Below are 24,997 nucleotides of genomic sequence, written 5' to 3' on the forward strand. Positions count from 1 at the left end.
TGAACAGGGGCGGCGCCGGTACAGTCGCTTCAGCGCTGCGCAGTCGGTGCTTATACGCCCAGCAGTTCGACGTCGAAAATCAGGGTGGCGTTCGGTGGAATCACGCCGCCGGCGCCGCGTGCGCCATAGCCCAGTGCTGCAGGGATGATCAGCTGGCGCTTGCCGCCCACTTTCATGCCTTGTACGCCTTCGTCCCAGCCTTGAATGACGCGGCCGGCGCCCAGCGGGAATTCGAATGGGTCGTTGCGGTCCTTGCTCGAGTCAAATTTCGAACCGGCGCTGCCGTCGTCGTTCTGCAGCCAGCCCGTGTAATGCACGACAACATTGTTGCCGGCTTGCGCTTCAGCGCCTTCGCCAACGACGGTATCGATGTATTGCAGGCCGGAAGCGGTAGTGGTGGTGGTCATGATAATCCTTGTGTAGGCGATGAAAGCTTCAGATTGTAGAGCAATGAGTTGCAAAGCGCCATTCCAGGCCCGGCACAGGGAAAAAACGGAAATTATGGTGATGTGTGGCTGCCGGCAGCATTTAAGGGGGGATTTCACACAATAAATACAGTGTTCCACGTAAAATGCATGTTTTGTATTTAACAGTGATTTCTTCCATGTTCCGCAGTCTACGCCGCCTTGTTTTTTCCTCGCTGTGCCTGGTTTCCGCAATATCGACGGCGCAAGCCGAAGTGGTGGTGGTGCTCAATTCCCGTGATGCCACGGTGCAACTGCTGGACCAGAAAACGTATGCTCCCCTGTCCACCTTTGCCGTCGGCAAGGAACCGCACCATTTGATGGAAACGCCGGACGGCAAGTCGCTGATCGTCGCCAGTTCTGTCGGCAACGAACTGATCTTCCTCGACCCTGTGTCGGGCCAGATCCAGCGCCGTATCAGCAATATCCTCGACCCGTATCAGATCGGCTTTTCGCCGGACCAGAAGTGGTTCATCTCGAACTCGCTGCGCCTGGACCGCATCGACCTGTACCGCTACGACGGCAAGAACCTGACCCTGGCCAAGCGCATCCCGCTGCCAAAGTTGCCCAGCCACATGGCGTTCACGGCCGACAGCACCATGGCTTTCATCACGCAGCAGGGCAGCAACCAGGTCAGCGCCATCGATCTGGCCACGCAAACCGTCAAATGGACCATGCCTGTCGGCCCCGCGCCGGCCGGTATCACGATGACGCCCGATGGCAAGTATTTGCTGGTCGGCATCATGGGCAGCGATTACGTGGAAGTGATCGACTGGCGCACGCAAAAGACCGTCAAGCGCATCAAGGCGGGCGCCGGCACGCATAATTTCCGTGCGCTCGGTGACAACCGCATGACGTTCGTCTCGAACCGCGTGTCGAACACGATCAACATCATCGACCAGCAAACCCTGGAAAACGTGGGCACCATCAATGTGCCGGGCGGTCCCGATTGCATGGAAATCACGCCCGATGGCAAGACCATGTGGGTGACCCTGCGCTGGATCAAGAAAGTAGCCGTGATCGATTTGACCACGCGCAAGGTGATCAAGACCATACCGGTGGGCCGCTCGCCCCATGGCGTGTATTTCGCCACCCACTCGCCACGCATGTGATGGCGGGTGTGATGATGAAACGCCTCACTTTCGTGGGCCACGTGCCCGCCATGCTGCTGTGCGCCGGCGCCATGCTGTCGCCCGCCCATGCCGCCGCACCGGTGCAAGCTGCACCGACCCCGGCCGCATCTTCGACCCCGGCCGCCTGCAAGGGCACCATCTACATGACCTTCGACACGGGCAGCCAGTCGCAAGCGCAGCTGATCGCCGACGTGCTGAATCAGCGCCATGTGAAGGCAACTTTCTTCCTGGCCAATGAAAAGACCATGCGCGGTGACTATTCGCTCGATGCCTCGTGGGCGCCGTACTGGAAAGCTAGGGTCGCCGAAGGCCATGCATTCGGCACGCATACGTTTGACCACGTGTACTGGAAGAAGGATCTGGCCAACGGCTTGATCCAGGTTAAGCCGCAGTTCGGCAAGGATGGCGGCAAGCTGGCTTCCTTCACCGATAAGCAGTTCTGCGAGGAATTGCGCCGCGTCGATACGCGTTTCCAGGAGTTGACCGGGCACAAGCTTGACCCGTTCTGGCGCGCGCCGGGCGGCTACACGTCGCCGCGCACCCTGGCGGCCGGCAGCGCCTGCGGCTACCAGCATGCGGGCTGGGCGCCGGCCGGGTATTCTGGCGATGAACTGCCTAGCGACAAGTATCCGAACGCCATGCTGCTGAAAAAAGCCCTGGCGAACTTGCGCAGCGGCGACATTTTCATTGCGCACATGGGCATCTGGTCGCGCAAGGAGCCGTGGGCACCGGCCAACCTGGACGCCTTGATTTCCGGCCTGCAAGACAAGGGGTTCTGCTTTGCCACCCTGCGCGAGCATCCTGCCTACGCGCAGAAGAAGGGGCAGCCATGAGCGCCGCCGACATCCTCAGCCTCGTCACCCCCGTCATCGATGCCGTCGTCGACGCCTTTGGCGTGGCGCAAGGCTGGCTGTTCCAGACCATCGTCAACCCGCTCGTGTATCACCTGGGCTTTGGCGAATTCACGGAAGAGGCGTTCGAGGGCACGGAGTGGCTGCTGATCGGCCTGTGCGAACTGGTGCTGCTGTTTCTCGTGCTGCGCCCGCTTGAAGCCTGGATTCCCGCGCAAAAGATGACGGATCCGCGCGCGCGCTGGAACGATTTCATTTACACGGTGCTGCACCGCATCGGCCTGTTTTCTGTCGTGGTCTTCTTCACGCTCGATCCGCTGATGGATGCATTGGCGGGCGCCTTGCGTTTCGACAATATTCATCCCTTGAACCTGGAATCGCTGTTGCCCGGTATCAGTCCCTTGCTCAGTTTTATCATTTATTTTGTCATTCTGGATTTTGTCGACTATTGCTACCACCGGGCCTCGCACCATTTCGGTTGGTGGTGGGGCTTGCACAGCCTGCATCACAGCCAGCAAAACATGAACTTGTGGAGCGATGACCGCAACCACTTGCTCGATGACTTCCTACGCGACGTGGTGATGGCCCTGGTGGCCCTCGGTATCGGCGTGCCGCCGGGACAATACGTGCTGCTGGTGTCGATTTCGCGCATTCTGCAAAGCTTGCAGCATGCGAATGTGAGGATACACTTCGGCCGCATCGGCGAGCGGCTCTTGATCTCGCCCCGTTTCCATCGCACGCACCACGCCATCGGCGTGGGGCACGAGTCGAAGGGCAAGGGCAGCATGGGTGGTTGCAACTTCGGCGTCGTCTTGCCGATTTGGGATATGCTGCTGGGCACCGCGAATTTCTCGGCGGGCTATGCGCGCACGGGCGTGCGCGACCAGCTGGCCCGCATCGACAGCAATGGCGTGGGTCGGCCGGGACGCAACTATGGCCGCGGTTTCTGGCAGCAGCAATGGCTGGGCCTGCGCCGCATGGTGGAATTTGCAAGAGTTAAACGAAAAGGACGTCGTTGATGCGCAATGTGTTGAATTCGTATGGCCGTGCTTTCCTGTCGCAATTGCATGGCAGGATATTGCTGCTGAGCGTGGCGCCCTTCATCCTCTCGCTGGTGCTCTGGGGCGGATTGCTGTATGTGGGCTTGCAGCCGCTGATCGACAGCCTGCATGCGCTGTTCACGCAGTACGACTTCTTCCGCACCAGCGGCCAGGTGCTGTCCACCTTTGGCCTGGGCGTGCTGAAAGCCGTGATCGTGCCCCTGATCGCCATGTTCATGCTGCTGCCGCTGATGATCTTGACGGCGCTGATTTTCATGGGCCTGTTCGCCATGCCGGCCATCGGCCGCCATATTGGCGGACGGCATTTTCCGCAACTGGACAAGAAGCATGGCGGCAGCCTGCTCGGCAGCGTCGCCACCTCGCTGGCCACGTTTTTGCTGTTTATCCTGGTTTGGGTGCTCATGCTGCCTCTGTACGCGTTTCCGCCCGCCGCGCTGGTAGGGCAGGCCGTGCTGTGGGGCTGGCTGACGTACCGCGTGATGGCCTACGACGCCATGGCTGACTACGCCAGCGTGGAAGAGCGCCACGCCATCATGCGCGAACAGCGCTGGCCCTTGCTGGCCATCGGCATGGTGTCCGGCGTCGCCGGCGCCGTGCCGGGCATGCTGTGGATGGGCGGCGTGATGTCGGTGGTGTTCTTCCCCTTCCTCGCGGCGTTCGCCATCTGGCTGTATGTGCTGATCTTTATCTTTACGGGCCTGTGGTTCCAGTATTACTGCCTGGAAGCACTGTCGCGTTTGCGGGGCGTACGCGGCATGACCGACGTGGCGCCGGCGGACGCTTGAGTATTTTTATCGAATTCTACGAGGAAGCTTCATGGCTATCGGATTGATCATCATCGGCGACGAAATCCTGTCGGGCAAGCGCACGGACCAGCATTTCCCGAAAGTAGTACAAATGCTCAAGCAACGCGGCTTGCAGCTGAGCTGGGCGGAATACGTGGGCGACGAGCCGGCCCGCCTGGTTGCCTTGCTCAAGCGCAGCTTTGCCAGCGGCGACATCGTCTTCAGCTTTGGCGGCATCGGCGCCACGCCGGACGACCATACGCGCCAGGCGGCGGCCGATGCGCTGGGCTTGCCGCTGGTGCTGCATCCGCAGGGCAAGAAGAATATCCAGCAACGCATCACGGAAATGGGAGCAGAGGCGGGCGTGCCGGCCGATTTGAACTCGCCGGAAAACCTGCACCGCCTGAAAATGGCGGAATTTGTCGAAGGCGCCGAGCTGATTCCGAATCCGTACAACAAGATTGCCGGCTTTGCCGTGCGCGAGCATTACTTCGTGCCGGGCTTTCCCGTCATGTCCTGGCCCATGATCGAGTGGGTGCTCGACACGCATTACAGCCATTTGTTCAACCAGGTGCCGCACGCGGAACATGCCTTGCTCGTGTATGAAACGGCCGAATCCCTGCTGACGCCGCTGATGGTGCGCCTGGAGGCAGAGTTTCCGCTGATCAAGGTATTCAGCCTGCCCAGCGTGGGCGATGCGCAGACGCGCCGGCATATCGAACTGGGTGTCAAGGGCGAGCCTGCGCAGGCTGAAGCCGCCTTCGCGCAGATGTGCGCCGCACTCGATACCTTGCAGGCGGAATACACCACCATCTGAGCTGCCGCCAGCGCGGCGCCGGCGGCTTTTTCGCCGGCGTCCAGCCCGCCATGCATCTATGTACGCAAGCGTACATTCCAAGACGTTGTTTTTTTGCGAAAATCTTCAATGAAGCAAGATTTTTGTGTGCGCTCGTCAGTCGTTCTCATGCCGATGTGGTGGAATGGTGAACAGGGGCCTTGCGTGTCATTGCGGGGTCGCCTGCCTGTGCAGTAACGTGTTTTTTTGATTCACCGGTATGGACATCATGTTAAGCAAGCTTTGTTGTGACCGGCCCTGGCTGGCCCTCGTCTTATCCCGCGCGGAGCGGTATCGCTACCGCATTTCCCGCGCCGTCCAAACCCAACCTTATCCCAGCATCCCATGAAAGACACAGGCGTCAATCTGGCCGCGCAAGAGCGGCCCCCTTCTGATCCAGCTGCCGAGGCGCCGCCGCCGGCGAGCCCGCCGAAGAAGCGCCGTTCGCGCATCTGGCCCATCTTTGCCATTATTCTGCTGGCGCTGATCGCCGGCGTGGCGTGGTTCGTCATGCGCGAAGTGCGCACCTCGGCCCTGCAGGCAGAGTTTTTCACGCGCCTGGATCGCCAGCTGGCGTTCAAGGTCGAGCCTGGCCCCGCACCGGCGGGCGCCATCCGCTATCCGCAGCACGGCCCCTATGACGAGCGGCTCGGCTATGCCAGCTTGCCAGATTTTATTAGCAAGCTGAATGCGCGCGATTATGCCGTGACGGCGCAGGCGCGCATGTCGCCGAAAATGGTGCAACTGGTCGACCGGGGCATCTTTGCCACGTATCACGAGAAAAACCGCGCCGGTCTGACCATCCTCGATTGCCGCGCCGCACCGCTGTTCGCGGCCAGTTATCCCGAGCGCATGTTCGATGGCTTCGCCGAAGCGCCGCCCGCGCTCGTGCAAAGCCTGCTGTTCATCGAAAACCGTGAATTGCTGGACCCGGGCACGCCCGAGCGCAATCCGGCCGTGGAGTGGGACCGCCTGAGCAAGGCCGTTCTCGACAAGGCGCTGAACCTGTTTGGCGGCCACCGCGGCGGCGGCGGCAGCACCCTGGCCACGCAGATCGAAAAGTACCGCCATTCGGAAGACGGGCGCACCAGTTCCATGCAGGACAAGCTGATGCAAATGATTTCGGCCAGCCTGCGCTCCTACCAGGATGGCGAAAACACCATGGAAGCGCGGCGCAAGATCGTCGTCAATTACCTCAATACCGTGCCGCTGTCGGCAAAGAGCGGTTTTGGCGAAGTCAACGGCATTGGCGACGGCATGTGGGTCTGGTATGGCCGTCCGTTTGCCGAAGTGAAAACCTTGCTCAAGGGTAATATGGACCAGCCGGGCAGCGCGCTGGCCTACAAGCAGGCGCTGAGCCTGCTGATCGCGCAGCGCCGTCCCTCGCATTACCTGGTCGCCGGCGGCGCCGACCTGGAAGAATTGACCAACAGCCATCTGCGCCTGCTGGCGCAAGCGGGCGTGATCTCGCCGCAGCTGCGCAATGCGGCCATCGCCGAGAAGCTGCGCCCGTCGACGGCGTCTGGCGTGCAATCGGAGGCATCGACCTCGTTCGTCACGCGCAAGGCCTCGAATGCCGTGCGCAACCATCTGGCCAGCATGCTCGGTGATCCGCGCTTGTACAACCTCGACCGCCTGGACCTGAAAGTGGTCAGCACGCTCGACGCGCAGGCGCAAAACGCCGTCACCAAGGTCTTGCGCGAGCTGCGCGACCCGGAAGTGGCGAAAGCGGCCGGCCTGACGGGCAAGGGTATGCTGGGCAATGGCGACCCGGCGAACGTGGTCTACAGCTTTACCTTGCTGCAAAAGGGTGACCAGGCCAACTTGCTGCGCGTGCAGACCGATAACTACGACCAGCCGCTCGACATCAACGAAGGCGCCAAGCTGGACCTCGGTTCCACGGCCAAGCTGCGCACCCTGGTGACGTACATGGACATCATCGACCAGCTGCATCAGCGCTACAGCGGCATGGGCGCCGCCGAGCTGGGCAAGATTGCCGTCGATCCGAAGGATCTGCTGTCGCAGTGGGCGATTGCCTACCTGAAACCGTTGGCACTCGGCGAGGCGCGCAACCTGCCCGCCATGCTGGGGGCCGCCATGGAACGCAAATATTCGGGCAACCCGGGCGAAGGCTTCTTCACGGGCGGCGGCTTGCATCATTTCGGCAACTTCTCCAAGCTCGACGACAGTCGCATCATGACGGTGCAGCAGGCGCTGCGCCAGTCGACCAACCTGGTGTTCGTGCGCCTGATGCGCGACGTAGCCCGCTACTACATGTTCTCGCGTCCCGATTCCTCGGCCTCGCTGCTGGCGGACGCGGACGATCCGCGCCGCGCCCAGTACCTGAGCCGTTTTGCCGACAAGGAAGGGCGCGAATTCCTGCACCGCTTCTATCAGAAGTACCGCGGCAAGAGCGTCGACGAGCAGGAAAAAATCCTGTTGGCCAGCATCCGCCCGACGCCCGTGCGCCTGGCAAATATCTTCCGCACCGTCAATCCGAAGGGAACCGTCGCGGAATTCGGCGATTTCCTCAATGCCAACTTGACGTCGCAAAACGAAGTACCGCCCGAGCGCGTCGCCAAGATGTACCAGCAGTACGCGATGGAAAACTGGTCGCTGGCTGACCGCGGCTATCTGGCCAACGTGCATCCGCTGGAACTGTGGATGGTGGCGTACCTGCGCCAGCATGAAGGCTCCACCCTGTCGCAGATGGTGGCGGCCAGCGAGAAGGAACGCCAGGAAGTCTATAAATGGCTGTTCAATACGCACCGCAAGCACGCGCAGGACCGCCGCATCGCCAACTTGCTGGAAGTGGAAGGTTTCCTGGAAATCCACCGCCAGTGGAAGAAGATGGGCTATCCGTTCGACTCGCTCGTGCCGTCTTACGCGACGACCTTGGGCGCCTCGGCTGACCGTCCTGCCGCGCTGGCCGAGTTGATGGGCATCATCATCAACGATGGCGTGCGCAAACCGAGCGTGCGCATCGATTCCATGCATTTTGCCGCCAATACGCCGTATGACACCATGGTCAAGCGGGGCACGAAGGTGGAAGCGGAGCAGGTGCTGTCGCCGGACGTGGCACGCGCCGTCGCCAAGGCCATCCGCGAAGTGGTGTCGGATGGCACGGCGAAACGGGCGAAGACGGCATTTGTCGGCGCCGACGGCGTGCCGATCCCCATGGGCGGCAAGACGGGCACGGGCGACCAGCGTTTCGACGTGTATGGCGCCGGTGGCCGCCTGATCGAGTCGCGCTATGTGAACCGTTCGGCCACGTTCGTCTTCAATATCGGCGAGCGCTTCTATGGCAGCATGACGGCGTATGTGCGCGGGCCGGAATCGAAAAACTACGATTTCACCAGCGCCTTGCCCGTGCAACTGCTGGTGTCGCTGGCGCCGAGCCTGATGCCGCTGATCGAGCCGCCCGCGCCGGCCGAAGGCGTGGCGAAGCAATGTACGAATTAAATCGTTGCTGCAACTAAAAGCCGGCCTTCGCGGGCCGGTTTTTTTTTGCTGAGGAGAAAGCACCTATGGAACAAACGCAGCAAATCTTTGCGCAATACCACCGTTTCGACGATGGCGAGCTTGTTTCCATCGAGCAACTGTACCAGCCACGGGGCGTGCAGGCAGTACGCATCGTCTTGTACGCAAGAAATCATGGGCTGGAAGGCAACGTCTGGCGCCAGGTCGCCATCACCGTGGGCGCGGTGCGCGAAGTGCTGGTCAGGACCCCGGGCAACTTCATCAACCGCATCTGCTGCGGCGTGAAGCTGCTGCGTTTCGGCGATGTGTGGTGCGTGGATATCGACGGCACCTACACGCACGATGACCCGGCGACCCTGGATGAGGTGCGCCGCGATGGCGATTGCTACGTCATCGGCGGCACGGTCGAGGCAATCGAACTGGACTAACCGGCAAACACGGCCGTTTTATCTTCCAGGCGCGCGTGGTAGGCGGCGATGGCCGGATAGTCGGGGCGCTGCATCGGCGCCATCAGCCAGCGCTTGACGGACAGGCCCAGCACGATATCGGCCAGGGTGAACGTTTCGCCGCAGACGAAGGCGCCCGTGCGCTGCAACTGCTGTTCCAGCACGCCCATCATCTTGTTCCATCCGGCAATACCGGCCACCAGCTGCGCCGCATCCTGGTGCGCCGGGCTGTGGCGCACCAGCGACATGAAGGCGTAGCGCCAACTGTTGTTGAGGTCACCCATTTGCCAATCCATCCATTTTTCCACTTCCGCGCGGGCGCGGGGCGTGCTTGGCAGCAAGTCGTCGCGGCCCGCCTGGGCGCACAGGTAGCGGCAAATCGTGTTCGATTCCCACAGCACCAGGTCGCCATCGAGCAGCACGGGCACCATGGCGTTCGGGTTCAGGGCCAGGAAGGCCGGGTCGTCGGTGGCGCGAAAGCCGCTGCCCCAGTCTTCGCGTTCGTAGGGCAGGTCGAGTTCCTCGCACGTCCACAGGACTTTGCGGACATTGATCGAGGCGGCTTTTCCAAGAATTTTCAGCATGCGGGGCTCCAGAAGGCAGGTGGTTGATCTGCCACTGTAGCGGATTTGGCCACGCCGCGCATGTGAAAGTGCCTTGCATAGTTGAGGTTTTCTTGGCATCGTAGCCACCCATGAAACCTATGCGCCACCACATGTCCAAAATCCTCGCGTTCAGCCGCTTTTCCGTGCGCGATTTCCTCGCCACCGCCGGTCCCACCTTGCTGCTGGTCGGCGCATTTTGCGCGCTCGCTTACTGGCTGGTCGACCCGGCGCCGCCACGCCAGGTGAGCCTGTCGACGGGGCAGGACAATAGCGCCTATGAAGAGTTCGGAAAGAAATATGCGGCCACCCTGGCCAAACACGGCATCAAGGTGACCTTGCAGCCGTCGCTGGGCTCGCAGGAAAACCTGCAGCGCCTGAACGCGGGCAAGACCGATATTGCTTTCGTGCAAAGCGGCTCGACGGAACACGACGATGCCGAGCGCCACGGCTTGATTTCCCTGGGCAGCCTGTTTACGGAACCCGTCTGGCTCTTCATGCGCGAAGACAAGGCCGTGACGGAGCTGACGCAATTGAAGGGCCTGAAGATCAACCTGGGACCGGAAGGCACGGGCGTGCCCGGTCTGTTCCGGCAGTTGCTGTCTGTGAATGGCGTCGAAGCGAAGGAATTGACGGTGAGCGACTTGCAGAACACGCCCGCCACGGTGGAGTTGCTGGAAGGGCGCATCGACGGACTCGTGTTCAGCTCGGCGCCGGAAGCGCCGTTGATCCAGATGCTGCTGCAAACGCCGGGCATCAAGCTGTTTGATTTTTCGCAAGCGGAAGCCTACACGCGGCGCTTGCCTTTCCTCACGCATGTTGTCTTGCCACGTGGCATCGTCGACCTGGGGCAGAACATTCCCGCGCAGGATTATCATTTGATCGCACCGACCGCTACCCTGGTGGCGCGCGAAGACTTGCATCCGGCCCTGATCGACCTGTTCGTGCAGGCGGCGGCCGGTATCCATGGCGGCACGGGCTGGTTCCAGCAGCAGGGGCAGTTCCCGTCCGCGCGCTACACGGAAATTCCCGTGGCGCCCGAAGCGCTGAAATTCTACAAGGATGGCGCACCCGTGCTGCAGCGCTACATGAGTTTCTGGCTGGCCAATTTCTTTGACCGCATGTGGGTGCTGGTGGTGGCCCTGGGCGCGCTGATTTTACCGCTGTCGCGCGTGGTGCCGCCCTTGTACGTGTGGCGCATCCGTTCACGCGTGTACCGCTGGTATGGCCAGTTGCGCACGGTGGAGCAGGCGCTGGAAGATGTGCCGCCAGAGCAGCGTGCGCAAGTGTATGCGGCGCAATTGAAACGGCTGGACCAGATCGAGGAGATGGTCAACCAGATCTCGATTCCCCTGTCGTTTGCCGATGGTTTGTATGGCTTGCGCAGCCACATCAATTTCGTGCGCAAGCGCATCCTGACCTTGATGGGCGAGCATCCTGCAGTCGAGGCGGGCGAGCCGGCCTGAGGACTTAAACGAGGGTGATTGACAGCTTGCGTCCGACCAGCGCGGCGGCCCGTTCCAGGGTCGAGAGCGTCACGTCGCTGCTGGGGTCGAGCAGGCGGTCGAGCTGCGAACGGCTCGTCTGCAGCAGGGCCGCCATGCGCGTCTTCGACATCGATTGTTCCTGCATCGCCTGCGTCAATTGCCAGGCGATCACTTCCTTGATGGCGCGGTTTTGCGTTTGCTCGAAGAGGCCTTCTTCCTTGAGGAAGTCGTCGAGACTGCTGCCGAGGTGCGGTGCGGTGGCGTTCATGTCAGTTCCTTGTAGCGTTTCCTTGCCAGCGCCAGGTCGTCATCGGGCGTGGCGCGGGTTTTCTTGATAAAGCCGTGCAGCGCCACCAGGGCCGCGCTGCCCGTCATGGCCGTTCGCATAGAACAGCAGGGTAATTTGCCGCAAGCCGGAAGCATCCATGACGCACCTCTACGTTGCACTATATAAGGTACATGTTCGCAAGGAGAATTTGCGCCGCTCTTGAAAAAATCGGGCGCGCATGGATGGTTGTAGCCGATGGCGGGCCGCAGGGTGGCCCGCCAGATCAAACACTGTTCAGATAGTCATGCGGCCAGCGTCAGGCGCCCAACCACGGCAGTCCGGCCTTGCACCAGCCGCCGATCTGCTTGCGATGGCCATCGGCATCCTTGTCGCCCTCGAAGCCTTCGAGGATGTCGAAGCAGTTGATATAGCCGTGCTCTGTCGCCAGCTTGGCGGCGTGGCGCGAACGCACGCCGGAGCGGCACAGGAACAGCAGTACCTCGTCCTTGCCGGCCTGGGCGGCCAGCTGGGCGAGAAAGTCGGGATTCGGCACGCCACCGGGGTAGATGGCCCACTGCACCGCACCATGCTGGGTATCGGCGATGTCGACCCGGCCCACCCAGTCGCGCTCGGCATTCGTGCGCACGTCGATGAGCTTGGCGGCGGCATCGCCCTGCAGCAGGTCGTACGCTTCCTGCGGCGTGACGGCGCCGGCATACGGCGTACCTTCGTTGGCCCGGCTGCGGGCGGTGGTCAGGATGTCGGCGGCGGTGGTCATGGCGTCCTCGATGAAAGTGGGCAGGTATGGTCGATTATAGTGCGCCGTTCGCGCCCCGCAAACGGGAAACGATGGTGCACAGTTGACGCACCACAACGAGGCATTTTTCAGGAATTCGCACAAAATGCACGATAATGGTGCGTTATTCGTTTTTTGCACTTGCTTAGTGCATTCTTGATTTGACGCAAACGCAGCAGGAAAATCGCGGGCATGAAAACTTTCACTGGGATGGCAGTAATTTTATTGCTGGCACCTGGGGGCTCCTGAAGCTGGCATGGAATCTGCTATGATCCCTATGAGTTTTGGTGGCACGCAATGTTTGCTTCGCTTCATCAGCCCAGACGCACTAAGGTCGGCTCACCCCACATTCATTTAGGAGATACGCATGGCAATGACAGCCGCAGAAGTCTTGAAGATGGTAGAAGAAAACGAAGTCAAATTCGTTGATTTCCGCTTTGCTGATACCCGTGGTAAAGAGCAGCACGTGACGGTTCCCGTGTCGCACTTCGACATGGACAAATTCGAGTCGGGCCACGCCTTTGACGGTTCTTCGATCGCTGGCTGGAAAGGCATTGAAGCGTCCGACATGATCTTGCTGCCGGATCCAAACACGGCCAATATCGACCCGTTCATGGAAGAAACGACCCTGTTCATGCAGTGCGACGTGATCGAACCGTCGGACGGCAAGGGCTACGACCGCGACCCGCGCTCGATCGCGAAACGCGCCGAAGCCTACCTGAAGTCGTCGGGCATGGGCGACACCGCCTACTTCGGCCCTGAGCCAGAATTCTTCATCTTTGACAGCGTGCGCTGGAAGATCGACATGTCGGGCTGCTTCGTCAAGATCGGTTCGGACGAAGGTTCGTGGTCGACCGGCAAGGACATCGAAGGCGGCAACAGCGGCCACCGTCCTACCGTCAAGGGCGGCTACTTCCCCGTGCCACCAGTGGACAGCTTCCAGGACATGCGTTCGGAAATGTGCCTGATTCTGGAATCGCTGGGCATCCCGGTTGAGGTACATCATCACGAAGTCGCCGGCGCCGGTCAGAATGAAATCGGCACCAAGTTCTCGACCCTGGTCGAGCGCGCCGACTGGACGCAAAACCTGAAATATGTGGTGTGGAACGTGGCGCACAGCTACGGCAAGACCGCTACCTTCATGCCGAAACCTATCGTTGGCGACAACGGTTCGGGCATGCACGTGCATCAATCCGTATGGAAAGATGGCAAAAACCTGTTCGCTGGCGACGGCTATGCCGGCCTGTCCGATTTCGCCCTGTACTACATCGGCGGCATCATCAAGCACGCCAAGGCACTGAACGCGATCACCAACCCGGGCACCAACTCGTACAAGCGTCTGGTACCAGGCTACGAAGCCCCAGTGAAACTGGCGTACTCGGCGAAAAACCGTTCCGCCTCGATCCGTATCCCGCACGTGGCCAATCCAAAAGGCCGCCGCGTCGAAGCGCGCTTCCCGGATCCACTGGCGAACCCGTACCTGTGCTTCGCCGCACTGCTGATGGCTGGCCTGGATGGCGTTGCCAACAAGATACATCCGGGCGAAGCCGCCTCGAAAGATCTGTACCATCTGCCGCCGGAAGAAGACGCACTGATCCCGACCGTGTGCGCTTCGCTGGAAGAAGCTCTGGACGCACTGGACAAGGACCGCGAGTTCCTGACCCGTGGCGGCGTGTTCAGCGATTCGATGATCGACGCTTACCTGGAACTGAAAATGCAGGACGTACAGCGCATGCGCATGACCACGCATCCTGCCGAGTTCGACATGTATTACTCGCTGTAATGGCGCCACGCCGGCAATGTGCCGGTAGTGAATAAAAAACGCGGGTGAGGCGATGGTCTTGCCCGCGTTTTTTTATGCTGTACGCCAAGGCGGTGACAGTACGGTGTTGTATAGTCGGCCAAGGATTGATACGGCATGTGCTGACAGGAGTGAAGATTGACCAAGCATTACAGAATGGCGCTGATGGCAGGATTGCTGGGCGCGGCGGCACAGGCGCACGGGCAGTTGTATGTGTGCGCCGATGCGCAAGGACACAAGACGTACACGGACAAGCGGGCTGGCGCACATTGCCAGTTGCTCGATTTGCCGGGCGCCATGACGGAGCCCCCACGCAAGACGGCGCCGCTGGCCGGTGCGCCGGCCCGGCCCGCCACACAGGCGGTGGCCACGGCGGCGCCTGCCGCTGGCGCGTTTCCCAAGGTCGATGGCGCCGAGCAGCGCGCGCGCGACCTGGACCGGCGCCAGATCCTGCAGGACGAATTGCGCAGCGAAGAGCAGAAACTGGCGGCGCAGCGCCTGGAATTCAATGGCGGCCAGCCCGAACGCCAGGGCAATGAGCGTAACTATGCGAAATACCAGGAACGGGTGGCGCAGTTGAAGGACAACATTGGCCGGACACAGCAGAACGTCGAGGCCCTGAAACGCGAGATCGCGAATATTCGGTAAAGCACATGACACTAGACAACCATTCCAGCCGTCCCGCCCACCTGGCCGGCCTTGATTTGCTGGCCTCGGCCGTGATCCTGCTCGATGGCGACGGCCGCATCAGCTATGCCAACGCGGCGGCGGAAAACTTGCTGGAAAGCTCATTGAAGGCCTTGTCGCGGCAAAAGCTGACGGCGCTGTTCCTCAATCCCGAGGAGCTGGCCGGCATTTGCGCGCAGGCGCTCGAACACAAGTTTTCCGACCTGCGCCAGGACCTGAGCCTGGAGCGCCTGGGACGCGAGCCGCTGCGCGTGCACAGCATCGTCAGCGCGCTCGACGCGCCGCGCGACGGCGTGTTGATCGAACTGCGCGAAAACGTGCAGCAATTAAAACTCGACCGCGAGGAGCGCATCCTCGACCAGAGCCAGGTCAACAAGGAGCTGATCCGCAATCTGGCGCATGAAATCAAGAACCCGCTGGGCGGCATCCGCGGCGCGGCCCAGCTGCTGGAGCTGGAATTGCCGGCCCTGCACTTGAGCGAGCTGCGCGAATACACGCAAGTCATCATCAAGGAAGCGGACCGCCTGCAAACCCTGGTCGACCGCCTGCTGGCGCCGCACCGCCGCCCGCATATCGTGGGCGACGTGAATATCCACGAAGTGTGCGAACGGGTCCGCAGCCTGATCCTGGCCGAATTCCCCAGCGGCCTGACCATTTCGCGCGATTACGACGCGTCGATTCCCGAGTTTCGCGGCGACAAGGAGCAATTGATACAAACCGTGCTCAATATCGCGCACAACGCGGCGCAAGCCCTGGCCGAGCGCATCGAGGCGGGCGACGCGGAGCTGATTTTCAAGACGCGCGTGGCGCGCCAGGTGACCCTGGCCAAGGTCCGTTACGGCCTGGCATTAGACTTGCATATCATTGACAATGGACCGGGCATCGCACCCCAGATCCGCGACCGGATTTTCTACCCGCTGGTGTCGGGAAGGGAAGGCGGCAGCGGACTGGGACTGACCTTGGCGCAAACCTTCGTGCAACAGCACCTGGGCGTGATCGAGTGCGAAAGCCGGCCTGGATACACCGATTTCAGGATCGTTCTACCCTTGCCATAAGCGAGGCGGTATCCCACCCATGAAATCCATTGCGGGACGCACACACTAATGAAGCCAATCTGGATAGTTGACGACGACGAATCAATCCGCTGGGTGCTGGAAAAAGCCCTGGCGCGGGAAAATCTCGCCACCAAGAGTTTTGCCAATGCGCGCGACGCCATCGCCGCACTGGAATTTGACACGCCGCAAGTGCTCGTGTCCGATATCCGCATGCCGGGCGCGTCCGGCCTGGAATTGCTGCAGACGGTCAAGTCGCGCTTTCCCGGCTTGCCGGTCATCATCATCACGGCCTTTTCCGACCTCGATTCGGCCGTCGCAGCCTTCCAGGGCGGCGCCTTCGAGTACCTGGCCAAACCGTTCGATATCGACAAGGCTGTCGAGCTGATCCGCCGCGCGCTGGAAGAGAGCCTGCGCGAGACGAGCGTGGAGTCAGGCCCGTCCGAAACGCCGGAAATCCTCGGCCAGGCGCCGGCCATGCAGGAAGTCTTCCGCGCCATCGGCCGGCTGTCGCAATCGAATGTCACCGTGCTCATCACGGGCGAATCCGGTTCCGGCAAGGAACTTGTGGCGCGCGCGCTGCACAAGCACAGCCCGCGCGCGGCGCAGCCTTTCATCGCCCTCAACACGGCGGCGATCCCCAAGGATTTGCTCGAGTCCGAACTGTTTGGCCACGAACGGGGGGCGTTTACGGGCGCCCAGACGACGCGCCGCGGCCGTTTCGAGCAAGCCGAGAACGGCACTTTGTTCCTCGATGAAATCGGCGACATGCCATTCGACTTGCAGACGCGCTTGCTGCGCGTATTGTCCGACGGCCATTTCTATCGTGTCGGCGGCCATCAGCCCATGAAGGCGAACGTGCGCGTCATTACGGCCACACACCAGAACCTCGAGCAACGCGTGCGCGACGGCCTGTTCCGCGAAGACTTGTATCACCGCCTGAACGTGATCCGGCTGCGCCTGCCCAGTTTGCGGGAGCGGCGCGAGGATATCCCCATTCTGGTGCGCCACTTCCTGGTGCAAAGCGCGCGTCAGCTGGGCGTGGAAGCCAAACGCATGAGCGAGCCGACGATGCAGTTCCTCAGCAGCCTCGATTTGCCCGGCAATGTGCGCCAGCTGGAAAACCTGTGCAACTGGATCACCGTCATGGCGCCGGGCCAGACGGTGGAAATCAAGGACTTGCCGCTGGAATTGACGCAGGGGCAGGGCGATGGCGCTGCCACGGTGGCGTCCGCTGACGTGGCGCCAGCAAATGTTGCTCATGCGCATGGTGGCCAGGTCTTCGAAGCGGCCGCGCCTGCCAATGGCGCGCCGCCGGGCTGGATCGGCTTGCTGGAATTGCAGGCAGCGGGCATGCTGGGCGCGGGGCAGCAGGAAGTCATGGCCGTGCTGGGACGGCAATTCGAGTCGGCCCTGATCAAGACGGCGCTCAAGCATACGCACGGACGCAAGAACGACGCCGCCGTGCGTCTGGGTATCGGCCGCAACACCATCACCCGCAAGATCTCCGAACTGGGCATCGACGGCGCCAAGGACGATTGATCTGTCTTCCGGACGGAGCGTCCGCTCCGTCCGCTTTTCCGCACGGCGTCCCTTGCACGCCACAACACACACTGCAGGCGATAAGGTAAGCTGGCGCCTGCCGGACTGTTTCGTCCGGTCTTAACTTTCATTGTGGAACTGTATGCTGATTAACTGCGTGGCCTACCAGGATGGCAAAAAACTGGCCGACTTGCCGATCGACGACATCAGCGATTACGTCGAACGCCCCGATTGTTTCGTCTGGGTCGCCCTGCTCGACGCCACGCCGGACGAACTGAAACAGATGCAGCACGAGTTTTGCCTGCATGAACTGGCGGTGGAAGACGCGCAGCGGGGCCACCAGCGGCCGAAGATCGAGGAATATGGCGATTCCCTGTTTGCCGTCGTGAAAACCGTGGAAATGGTCGAGAACGAACTGGTGCTGGGCGAAGTCGACATTTTTGTCGGCGCCAATTACGTGCTCTCGTCGCGCAGCAACAGCTCGCAAGGTTTCCTCGGTGTCCGCGCGCGTGCCGAGCGCGAACCGCACTTGCTGCGCCAGGGCTCGGCCTTCGTGCTGTACGCGCTGATGGACGCCGTCGTCGACCGGTATTTTCCCGTGCTCGACGCGCTGGAATCGGAGCTGGAACTGATCGAGGACCGCATCTTCGACCGTGGCACCGAGCGCGACAATATCGAACGGCTGTACCAGTTGAAACGCAAGGTCATGGTCTTGCGCCACGTGGTGGCGCCCCTGATGGAAGCAGTGGGCAAGCTGCACGGCGGGAGGGTGCCGCCGCTGTGCCACGATACCCAGGAGTATTTCCGCGACGTGCACGACCATCTGGCGCGCATCAACGGCACGCTCGACACCATCCGCGACACGATCAGCACGGCCATCCAGGTGAATCTGTCGATGGTGGCCATCGACGAGAGCGAAGTGAACAAGCAGTTGGCGGCCTGGGCCGCTATTTTCGCCGTATTTACGGCGTTTGCGGGCATCTGGGGCATGAATTTCAAGTTCATGCCGGAGCTGGACTGGCATTACGGTTATCCGGCCGCCGTGGCAGTGATGAGCTGTGTCTGCGGTTATATGTATTACTTGTTCAAGCGTTCCGGCTGGCTGTAAAAAATTCCTGTGTATCTGTATTATTAAGCAATAGCCAGGGGTACAATCGCGGCAGGTCCGCTGGGGCGGGCCATGGCTGAGAGTCGCCGCGCCGGCAGGTGTGCCTGCGCTTCCGGTGCCGTGCAGGAGCATTCATGAGTATTCCGTTGTTTGATGTGAATTCGCAAGAACCCCTGTTCGATGCCGAGCAGCGGCGCACCCTGGCGGAAGCGGCCCTGCGCTCGATTACCGCCTCGACGGCGCACGCCCGGGGCGACGACTTCCTGCGCATCCTCGTCAAGGACCTGGCCGAAGCGCTCGACGTGCACTATGTGATCGCCGGGCGCCTGGTGCGCCTGGAAGATGGCAGCGAAGGCATCCGCACCCTGGCCCTGTGGGGCGGCGATGGCTACCAGCCGAATATCGAATACAGCCTGCAGCACACGCCTTGCCAGGACGTGACCTGCCAGAGCATGTGTTTTCATGGCAGCGACATCCAGCGTCGCTTTCCATTCGATACCCTCCTCGTCGACATGCGGGCGGAAAGCTATGTCGGCATGCCGCTGATCGATACCGACGGCAAGACCCTGGGCATCCTGTCGGCCATCGACACGCGTCCCATCGATGAAAACAAGCGCTTGCTGGCGCTGTTGCTGCTGTCGATCTTTTCGGCGCGCGGCGCGGCCGAGCTGCAGCATCAGGAACGCACCCAGCAGCTGGAAGAAATCGTGCGCGTGCGCACCGAATCGCTGCTGGCGGCGCAAGCCAACCTGATCGAGCAGGAGCAGATGGCGGCCCTCGGTTCGCTGGTGGCCGGGGTCTCGCATGAGGTCAACACGCCCATCGGCGTGGCGCTGACGGCGGCGTCGAGCATGGGCAGCTATGCCGACCAGCTGGTGCAGCTGCTGGGTGGTGCCAAGGTCAGCCGCGCCGAACTGATCGACATTGCCGAATCCTTGAAAGGTGCGGCCGCCTTGATCGAGCGCAACCTGGCGCGCGCTGCCGACCTGATCGGCAATTTCAAGCAGCTGGCCGTGGACCAGGTCAGCGAATACGTGGCCGACCTGGCGCTGCACGACTATGTGCACGGCCTGGTGTCGGCGCACAGCCCGGAACTGCGCAAGGCGGCGCTGGGTGTGGAACTCGATATCGCGCCCGATTGCCAGGTGCGCCTGGCGGCCGGCAAGCTGTCGCAAATCCTGTCGAACCTGCTGATGAACAGCGCCCGCCATGGCTATCCGCAGGGCGGGCCAGGGCGCATCACGATACGCGCGCGCATCGAGGCGGATGACACGGACGCGGCCTTGCGCTGGCTGCTGCTGGAATTTTCCGACGACGGCATCGGCCTGGCGCCGGCCGTGCGCGAACACATGTTTGAACCGTTTTTCACCACCAAGCGTGGCCAGGGCGGCTCCGGCCTGGGCATGCACATCGTCTACACCATCGTGCAGCAGCTGGGCGGCCAGGTGTGCGCCATCGACAGCACGCCCGGCTGTCATATACAGATCAGGCTGCCGCTGGCCAGCTGACCGCGCCTGCGTCGTCTGGTCCGCCATCCTTCCCTTCTCTTAAATTTATTATCAAAAGGCATTGTTCGTCAAAGATGCGCAGGCATGTTTGTGAAAACGGTCGCGAGTGTTGTTTCTATGTATGAATTGGAAATTCAAATATTGACACTGAATTTACGTCATGTTTTGATGAAATTTCTCAGCTTGTAACAAAGTATTAGTAAATTTGTAGCGGGGTTGGCAGGATGTCGCAGGCCACGCCCGAGCTGTTTTGGTGCCTGTCGCCGGGTATGCAGTTTTGAAGGCTGAGCTAGACGGATAGTTGGATTTGCAATGTATTAACCTCATCCAAACGATGACGGTTTTCTTAAATTTGCTTTATTCAAGGATACAACAATGCTTAACGAAACCGTATTATCTCGCTCTGTGCGCCTGATGTTTTCAGGGATTGCCATTGGCGTGCTGGCTCAGCCAGCACTTGCACAAGAGACCGCACCTGCCTCTCCTACCGTACAACGGGTGGAGATCACCGGGTCGAATATTCGTCGTGCGCAGGCGGAAGGTGTCTCTCCTGTTCAAACCCTGAGCCGGGCAGATATCGAAAAATCGGGCAAATCGACAGTAGCGGAATTGCTCCAGACGCTGGCAGTCGATAACCAAGGGTCGGTTCCTACCAGCTTCGGCAATGGCTTTGCTGCCGGCGCATCGGGTATTTCCCTGCGCGGCCTGGGTACCGCTTCCACGCTGGTTTTGCTCAATGGTCGCCGTATCGCGCCATACGGGCTGGCCGACGATGGCCAAAAGGTCTTTTCTGATCTGAATATCATTCCCGCCGATGCTGTCGAACGCGTCGAGATTCTGAAGGACGGGGCTTCGGCTATTTACGGTTCCGATGCCATCGCTGGCGTGGTGAATATCATTCTGCGCAGTGATTTTCAGGGAACGACCCTGAAAGCCAGCTATGGACAGACTGGTTATAGCGATGGTGCCGATGTGCGCCTGGCCGTGACGCATGGCTTTGGTGATATCGTCACTGACAGGTACAACGTGGTCATGAGTGCTGAGTATGGCAAGAAAAATGCCGTCTGGAACCGTGACCGCTCCGGCCGTGGCTATATTGGCGCTTCGGATTTACGCAATTACGGATTTGATGCGCAACAGGCGCTCGGCGGTACGGGAGCCATTACGGGCAACAATGCTGCGGGCAGTGCCATCAACGGCAACGTGCGCAATCCGACAACGCTTGATTACTACAACCGCGGTGCCTTGAATGGCGTCGGCTTTACGCGGACCTTTCCCGGTGCTGCGTGCTCCAACTTCACCAACCATCCACAAGGCGATCCAGGTGGCGGTTGCCTGATCGATGCGGCGCAACTGTACAGCCAGATGCAGCCGAGCCAGGAAACTGGCAATGTCTTCTTGCGCGGGACCTTCCAGCTCAATCAGGGCGTGCAGGCGTATGCCGAAGCGAACTATTTCACCAGCAAATCGTCTTCGTCCACGACGCCGTCCGGCATCAGCGGCAGCGTCGGCTACCCGGGCGGTCCGGTCAGCAATGCGGCCGTGGCCTTGGGCGCCAGCCATCCTGACAATCCGTATTTTGGGACAGCCGCGCGCTTTCGCTACCTGGCGGCCGATGTCGGTCCTCGCGTCAGCAATATCGATTCGACGTTCACCCGCTTTGTCACGGGCCTGAAAGGCAGCGTCGCCGGATGGGATTTCGATACGGCCTTGCTGTACTCGCAAAACAAGGTGTCCAATGACCGCTCCGGCTATCTGCAGCGTGACGTGATGTTTGCGCTGCTGAACCCGACGGCCGCGAATGTGGCTGCCGCAGGGAGCAACCCGGCCTACGCAGCTTTGCCAGCAGGCAGCTACTGGCGCATCGGCGAAAATGCGGGTTTGAATTCGGCTGCCTTGTACGCTGCGCTGGCACCGACGATCTCCAACGATGCGACGACCAAAATGTCGCAGATCGACTTCAAGGCATCGCGCGAGCTGATGGCGCTGCCAGGCGGCGCTCTCGGTATCGCCGTCGGTGCGGAGTATCGTCACGAATCGACAGAACTGGCGCCAACAGCGGGCACCGACAAGGGCAATATTGTCGGCCTGGGGTATTCGGCTTACGAAGGCAGCCGCAGTGTGACGGCCGCCTACACGGAGCTGGTGGCGCCGGTATGGAAGGGCGTCGAGCTGTCGGGCGCCATTCGCGCCGACCATTTTTCCGATGTCGGCAATGCCTATACGCCGAAGGTAGGGTTGAAATGGAATCCGGTCAAGGAATTCGCCGTGCGCGGTTCGTTCGCCAAGGGCTTCCGTGCACCGAGCGCGGCGGAAAACGGCAAGGGTGGCCTGGCGGCATTTTCGTCGGCCAGCGATCCGTTGCGTTGCGCCCTCGGCGTCACCACCGCTTGCTCGGCCGCTTCCATTGCCATCATTACCTCGCCGAACCCCGCTTTGTCGCCGGAAAAATCGAAAAGCTCGAATATCGGCTTCGTGTGGGATCCATTGCCTAAGACAAATCTGACGGTGGACTTCTGGCAGATCAAGCGTACCAACGAGATCAACCAAGAACAGACGGACGCGGCGATTGCCGCCGGCCATGTGGCGCGCGATCCCTCGACCGCGCAGGCCGGTATTGCTGGCGACCCGGGCGCCATCACAGCAGTGCTGGCAAACTACGTGAACTCGGCCCAGACCAAGGTACGGGGCGTCGACCTGGACTTCCGTCAAGGCTTCGACCTGGGCGCAGGTTATGGCAAGCTGACTTTCGATGCGAAGTGGACACACCTGTTCACTTTCACGCGCACGGAAAAGGACGGCAGCTCGCGTGACTTTGCTGGTACCCACGGCAATTGCGATGTGAGCAACTGCATGGGAACGCCGGACAACCGCGTCAACCTGGGCTTGACCTGGGAGCTCAGCAAGCTGCGTGTCTCGGCCACGGCCAACTACCGCGGCGCCTTGAAAAACACTAACTTCAAGAACGATCCCGATGGTTGCGCTTTCCATTACGCCAATGGCGACGATGCGCCGGCAGGTTGCGAGCTCGCTTCGTTCACCAGCGTCGACCTGAATGCCCGCTACAAGATCAACGAGAAGTTGGAGCTGTTCGGCACGGTGCAGAACTTGTTCGACAAACGTGCTCCGCTCGATCCGCTGACCTATGGTGCGGTTTCCTACAATCCGCTGGACTTTGCTGGCGCCGTGGGTCGTTACTTCTCGGGAGGCTTGAAATACACCTTCTAAGCGCACGATGGCGCCCCTTGGGGCGCCATCGACTACGCTGGAAACCGGCCGGGCCCGTCACGGGGCCCGGCATTTTTTTAGGGCTTGCCCCGCGTGCGCATGGGCGCGACTACCTAGCCGCGCGTCGCCATCGACAGCGCCACCGCTTCGGCCACCTTGATGCCGTCGACGGCTGCCGACAGGATACCGCCCGCATAGCCGGCGCCTTCGCCGGCGGGGAACAGTCCCCGCGTATTCAGGCTTTGCAGGTCGTCGTCGCGGCGCTTGATGCGGATCGGCGAGGACGTGCGTGTTTCCACGCCCGTCAGCACGGCGTCGGCCTTGTAGTAGCCCTTGATCTGCTTGTTGAACGCCGGAAACGCTTCACGCAGGGCCGTGATCGCGTATTCGGGCAAGGACGGCGCCAGGTCCGTCAAGTGCACGGCCGGCTTGTAGGACGGTACCACGCTGCCAAATTCCGTCGAGGCGCGGCCAGCGACGAAGTCGCCGACCAATTGCCCTGGGGCATCGTAGTTGCCGCCGCCCAGGGCAAACGCGCGCTCTTCCAGTTCGCGCTGCAGGGCGATGCCGGCCAGCGGGTCGCCCGGATAGTCGGCTGGCGTGATGCCGACGACGATGGCGCTGTTGGCGTTGCGCTCGTTGCGCGAATACTGGCTCATGCCGTTCGTCACCAGGCGGCCCGGTTCCGAGGCGGCCGCCACCACGGTGCCGCCCGGGCACATGCAGAAGCTGTAGACGGAACGGCCATTGCTGGCGTGGTGCACCAGCTTGTAGTCGGCTGCGCCCAGGATCGGGTGGCCGGCGCTGGGGCCGAAGCGGCAGCTGTCGATCAGCGATTGCGGGTGTTCCACGCGGAAGCCGATCGAGAACGGTTTCGCTTCGATGTACACGCCGCGCTTGTGCAGCATCTCGAAGGTGTCACGCGCGCTGTGGCCGATGGCCAGCACGACGTGGTTGCTGGCGATGGTTTCGCCATTGTCCAGCACCACGCCGCGCACCTGGCCACCGTCGGCACCGGGGACGATGTCGAGGTCGACCACCTTGCTGCTGAAACGGTATTCGCCGCCCAGCTGCTCGATGTTCGCGCGCATTTCTTCCACCATCTTGACCAGGCGGAAGGTGCCGATGTGCGGCTTGCTCACATACATGATTTCCTCGGGCGCGCCGGCCTTGACGAATTCCGTCAGCACCTTGCGGCCGTAATGCTTGGGATCCTTGATCTGGCTGTACAACTTGCCGTCCGAGAAGGTGCCGGCACCGCCTTCGCCGAACTGCACGTTAGATTCGGGATTGAGCTCGCGCTTGCGCCAGAAGCCGAAGGTGTCGACCGTGCGTTCGCGCACTTGCTTGCCCCGTTCCAGGATGAGGGGGCGCAAGCCCATCTGCGCCAGGATCAGCGCCACGAACAGGCCGCAGGGGCCCGTGCCGATGACGATGGGACGCGGTTCAGTGCTGTGGCCGGCCAGCTGTTCGCCGCCGGCGACGAACTTGTAGTCGGTGTCGGGCGCGGGCATCAGGTGTACATCGTGCTGCAGGCGCGCCAGCACGGCCGCTTCATTCCTGACGTCCACATGCAGCGAGTAAATCAACACCACGGCGCTGCGCTTGCGCGCGTCATAGCTGCGTTTGAAGACGGTTAAGCCGAGCAAATCGGCGGCGGCTATGCCCAGGCGCGCCAGGATGGCGGCGGGCAGGGCCGCTTCGTCGTGTTCGAGGGGGAGTTTTACTTCGTTGAGTCGCAACATGGTGTCTATCCGAAAAGTGCAGGGCTCCGTATCTAGCGGAGAGTGGGCAGCCGCATGGCGCGGCGCAAGGCGGCATTTTACTCCTTCTTGCACGCATTGCATCGCGGCCTGGGCGGAT

At 61.3% G+C, this 24,997-nt stretch carries 21 protein-coding genes; 15 read left to right on the plus strand and 6 right to left on the minus strand.

Going from position 1 to position 24,997, the window contains the following annotated elements:
* Positions 1-50: 50 nt before the first annotated feature.
* Positions 51-407 carry an FKBP-type peptidyl-prolyl cis-trans isomerase gene (locus SJI03_RS12370; protein ID WP_034760263.1) on the minus strand — a complete coding sequence of 119 codons (357 nt, stop codon included), beginning with the start codon at positions 405-407 and terminating at the stop codon, positions 51-53.
* 197 nt (positions 408-604) lie between these two features.
* On the opposite strand from SJI03_RS12370, the gene SJI03_RS12375 reads away from it, so the two are divergent.
* The 7 genes from SJI03_RS12375 (at position 605) to SJI03_RS12405 (ending at position 9,037) form a co-directional block, all read left to right on the plus strand.
* Positions 605-1,576, plus strand: a complete 972-nt coding sequence (locus tag SJI03_RS12375) for a cytochrome D1 domain-containing protein (RefSeq protein WP_322427382.1) — start codon at positions 605-607, stop codon at positions 1,574-1,576.
* 11 nt (positions 1,577-1,587) lie between these two features.
* The gene (locus tag SJI03_RS12380) at positions 1,588-2,430 is read left to right on the plus strand and encodes a polysaccharide deacetylase family protein (RefSeq protein WP_322427383.1); all 843 of its coding nucleotides are present in this window, start codon (positions 1,588-1,590) and stop codon (positions 2,428-2,430) included.
* Positions 2,427-3,467 (plus strand): sterol desaturase family protein, encoded by a 1,041-nt coding sequence (locus SJI03_RS12385; RefSeq protein WP_322427384.1) that lies wholly within the window; start codon positions 2,427-2,429, stop codon positions 3,465-3,467. Before SJI03_RS12380 ends, SJI03_RS12385 begins: the two co-directional genes overlap by 4 nt.
* A complete protein-coding gene (locus tag SJI03_RS12390; protein ID WP_322427385.1) occupies positions 3,467-4,294 on the plus strand; it encodes an EI24 domain-containing protein in 828 nt (275 codons plus the stop codon). The genes SJI03_RS12385 and SJI03_RS12390 overlap by 1 nt, the downstream gene beginning before the upstream one ends.
* A 31-nt stretch (positions 4,295-4,325) precedes the next feature.
* On the plus strand, positions 4,326-5,111 hold the full coding sequence (locus SJI03_RS12395) for a competence/damage-inducible protein A (protein WP_322427386.1): 786 nt from the start codon (positions 4,326-4,328) through the stop codon (positions 5,109-5,111).
* A 363-nt stretch (positions 5,112-5,474) separates the two neighbouring features.
* A complete protein-coding gene (locus SJI03_RS12400) occupies positions 5,475-8,591 on the plus strand; it encodes a transglycosylase domain-containing protein (protein ID WP_322427387.1) in 3,117 nt (1,038 codons plus the stop codon).
* Positions 8,592-8,656: 65 nt separating this feature from the next.
* The gene (locus tag SJI03_RS12405; protein ID WP_322427388.1) at positions 8,657-9,037 is read left to right on the plus strand and encodes a hypothetical protein; all 381 of its coding nucleotides are present in this window, start codon (positions 8,657-8,659) and stop codon (positions 9,035-9,037) included.
* Here the strand turns inward: SJI03_RS12405 and SJI03_RS12410 are convergent.
* Complete coding sequence (locus SJI03_RS12410) at positions 9,034-9,639, minus strand: glutathione S-transferase (RefSeq protein WP_322427389.1); 606 nt, start codon at positions 9,637-9,639, stop codon at positions 9,034-9,036. The two genes, SJI03_RS12405 and SJI03_RS12410, sit on opposite strands and share 4 nt — an antisense overlap.
* 131 nt (positions 9,640-9,770) lie before the next feature.
* On the opposite strand from SJI03_RS12410, the gene SJI03_RS12415 reads away from it, so the two are divergent.
* On the plus strand, positions 9,771-11,123 hold the full coding sequence (locus SJI03_RS12415) for a TAXI family TRAP transporter solute-binding subunit (protein ID WP_322427390.1): 1,353 nt from the start codon (positions 9,771-9,773) through the stop codon (positions 11,121-11,123).
* Positions 11,124-11,127: 4 nt separating this feature from the next.
* On the opposite strand, the gene SJI03_RS12420 is transcribed toward SJI03_RS12415, so the two are convergent.
* The 3 genes from SJI03_RS12420 to SJI03_RS12430 form a co-directional block, all read right to left on the minus strand.
* Entirely contained in the window at positions 11,128-11,412 is a 285-nt protein-coding gene (locus tag SJI03_RS12420; protein ID WP_322427391.1) for a Fis family transcriptional regulator, read from the minus strand.
* Complete coding sequence (locus tag SJI03_RS12425) at positions 11,409-11,519, minus strand: type II toxin-antitoxin system RelE/ParE family toxin (RefSeq protein ID WP_322427392.1); 111 nt, start codon at positions 11,517-11,519, stop codon at positions 11,409-11,411. Before SJI03_RS12425 ends, SJI03_RS12420 begins: the two co-directional genes overlap by 4 nt.
* 209 nt (positions 11,520-11,728) lie before the next feature.
* A complete protein-coding gene (locus tag SJI03_RS12430) occupies positions 11,729-12,190 on the minus strand; it encodes a rhodanese-like domain-containing protein (protein ID WP_099379382.1) in 462 nt (153 codons plus the stop codon).
* 385 nt (positions 12,191-12,575) lie between these two features.
* Between SJI03_RS12430 and glnA the strand changes: the two genes are divergently transcribed.
* The 7 genes from glnA (at position 12,576) to SJI03_RS12465 (ending at position 23,134) form a co-directional block, all read left to right on the plus strand.
* The gene (gene glnA / locus SJI03_RS12435) at positions 12,576-13,991 is read left to right on the plus strand and encodes a type I glutamate--ammonia ligase (RefSeq protein WP_029496182.1); all 1,416 of its coding nucleotides are present in this window, start codon (positions 12,576-12,578) and stop codon (positions 13,989-13,991) included.
* Positions 13,992-14,174: 183 nt separating this feature from the next.
* Positions 14,175-14,657 (plus strand): DUF4124 domain-containing protein, encoded by a 483-nt coding sequence (locus SJI03_RS12440; RefSeq protein WP_099379421.1) that lies wholly within the window; start codon positions 14,175-14,177, stop codon positions 14,655-14,657.
* Positions 14,658-14,662: 5 nt separating this feature from the next.
* Positions 14,663-15,751 carry a nitrogen regulation protein NR(II) gene (glnL, locus tag SJI03_RS12445; protein WP_035825143.1) on the plus strand — a complete coding sequence of 363 codons (1,089 nt, stop codon included), beginning with the start codon at positions 14,663-14,665 and terminating at the stop codon, positions 15,749-15,751.
* A 48-nt stretch (positions 15,752-15,799) separates the two neighbouring features.
* A complete protein-coding gene (ntrC, locus tag SJI03_RS12450; protein WP_099379384.1) occupies positions 15,800-17,290 on the plus strand; it encodes a nitrogen regulation protein NR(I) in 1,491 nt (496 codons plus the stop codon).
* Positions 17,291-17,432: 142 nt separating this feature from the next.
* Positions 17,433-18,398, plus strand: coding sequence for a magnesium/cobalt transporter CorA (gene corA, locus SJI03_RS12455; RefSeq protein ID WP_034760218.1), 966 nt, complete (start codon positions 17,433-17,435; stop codon positions 18,396-18,398).
* Between the two features lie 134 nt (positions 18,399-18,532).
* On the plus strand, positions 18,533-19,906 hold the full coding sequence (locus tag SJI03_RS12460; protein WP_322427394.1) for a GAF domain-containing sensor histidine kinase: 1,374 nt from the start codon (positions 18,533-18,535) through the stop codon (positions 19,904-19,906).
* A gap of 375 nt (positions 19,907-20,281) precedes the next feature.
* Entirely contained in the window at positions 20,282-23,134 is a 2,853-nt protein-coding gene (locus SJI03_RS12465; RefSeq protein ID WP_322427395.1) for a TonB-dependent receptor, read from the plus strand.
* 113 nt (positions 23,135-23,247) lie between these two features.
* Here the strand turns inward: SJI03_RS12465 and SJI03_RS12470 are convergent, their stop codons facing one another.
* Complete coding sequence (locus SJI03_RS12470) at positions 23,248-24,879, minus strand: NAD(P)/FAD-dependent oxidoreductase (protein ID WP_322427396.1); 1,632 nt, start codon at positions 24,877-24,879, stop codon at positions 23,248-23,250.
* Positions 24,880-24,997 lie beyond the last annotated feature (118 nt).

Source organism: Janthinobacterium sp. GMG1, from assembly GCF_034427795.1.
GTDB lineage: Bacteria > Pseudomonadota > Gammaproteobacteria > Burkholderiales > Burkholderiaceae_D > Janthinobacterium.

Bases quoted from the DNA above. Each gene is read 5' to 3' on its own strand.
- SJI03_RS12370 (WP_034760263.1), bottom strand. From the start codon at position 407: ATGACCACCACCACTACCGCTTCCGGCCTGCAATACATCGATACCGTC.
- SJI03_RS12375 (WP_322427382.1), top strand. From the start codon at position 605: ATGTTCCGCAGTCTACGCCGCCTTGTTTTTTCCTCGCTGTGCCTGGTT.
- SJI03_RS12380 (WP_322427383.1), top strand. From the start codon at position 1,588: ATGATGAAACGCCTCACTTTCGTGGGCCACGTGCCCGCCATGCTGCTG.
- SJI03_RS12385 (WP_322427384.1), top strand. From the start codon at position 2,427: ATGAGCGCCGCCGACATCCTCAGCCTCGTCACCCCCGTCATCGATGCC.
- SJI03_RS12390 (WP_322427385.1), top strand. From the start codon at position 3,467: ATGCGCAATGTGTTGAATTCGTATGGCCGTGCTTTCCTGTCGCAATTG.
- SJI03_RS12395 (WP_322427386.1), top strand. From the start codon at position 4,326: ATGGCTATCGGATTGATCATCATCGGCGACGAAATCCTGTCGGGCAAG.
- SJI03_RS12400 (WP_322427387.1), top strand. From the start codon at position 5,475: ATGAAAGACACAGGCGTCAATCTGGCCGCGCAAGAGCGGCCCCCTTCT.
- SJI03_RS12405 (WP_322427388.1), top strand. From the start codon at position 8,657: ATGGAACAAACGCAGCAAATCTTTGCGCAATACCACCGTTTCGACGAT.
- SJI03_RS12410 (WP_322427389.1), bottom strand. From the start codon at position 9,639: ATGCTGAAAATTCTTGGAAAAGCCGCCTCGATCAATGTCCGCAAAGTC.
- SJI03_RS12415 (WP_322427390.1), top strand. From the start codon at position 9,771: ATGTCCAAAATCCTCGCGTTCAGCCGCTTTTCCGTGCGCGATTTCCTC.
- SJI03_RS12420 (WP_322427391.1), bottom strand. From the start codon at position 11,412: ATGAACGCCACCGCACCGCACCTCGGCAGCAGTCTCGACGACTTCCTC.
- SJI03_RS12425 (WP_322427392.1), bottom strand. From the start codon at position 11,519: ATGACGGGCAGCGCGGCCCTGGTGGCGCTGCACGGCTTTATCAAGAAA.
- SJI03_RS12430 (WP_099379382.1), bottom strand. From the start codon at position 12,190: ATGACCACCGCCGCCGACATCCTGACCACCGCCCGCAGCCGGGCCAAC.
- glnA (WP_029496182.1), top strand. From the start codon at position 12,576: ATGGCAATGACAGCCGCAGAAGTCTTGAAGATGGTAGAAGAAAACGAA.
- SJI03_RS12440 (WP_099379421.1), top strand. From the start codon at position 14,175: ATGGCAGGATTGCTGGGCGCGGCGGCACAGGCGCACGGGCAGTTGTAT.
- glnL (WP_035825143.1), top strand. From the start codon at position 14,663: ATGACACTAGACAACCATTCCAGCCGTCCCGCCCACCTGGCCGGCCTT.
- ntrC (WP_099379384.1), top strand. From the start codon at position 15,800: ATGAAGCCAATCTGGATAGTTGACGACGACGAATCAATCCGCTGGGTG.
- corA (WP_034760218.1), top strand. From the start codon at position 17,433: ATGCTGATTAACTGCGTGGCCTACCAGGATGGCAAAAAACTGGCCGAC.
- SJI03_RS12460 (WP_322427394.1), top strand. From the start codon at position 18,533: ATGAGTATTCCGTTGTTTGATGTGAATTCGCAAGAACCCCTGTTCGAT.
- SJI03_RS12465 (WP_322427395.1), top strand. From the start codon at position 20,282: ATGCTTAACGAAACCGTATTATCTCGCTCTGTGCGCCTGATGTTTTCA.
- SJI03_RS12470 (WP_322427396.1), bottom strand. From the start codon at position 24,879: ATGTTGCGACTCAACGAAGTAAAACTCCCCCTCGAACACGACGAAGCG.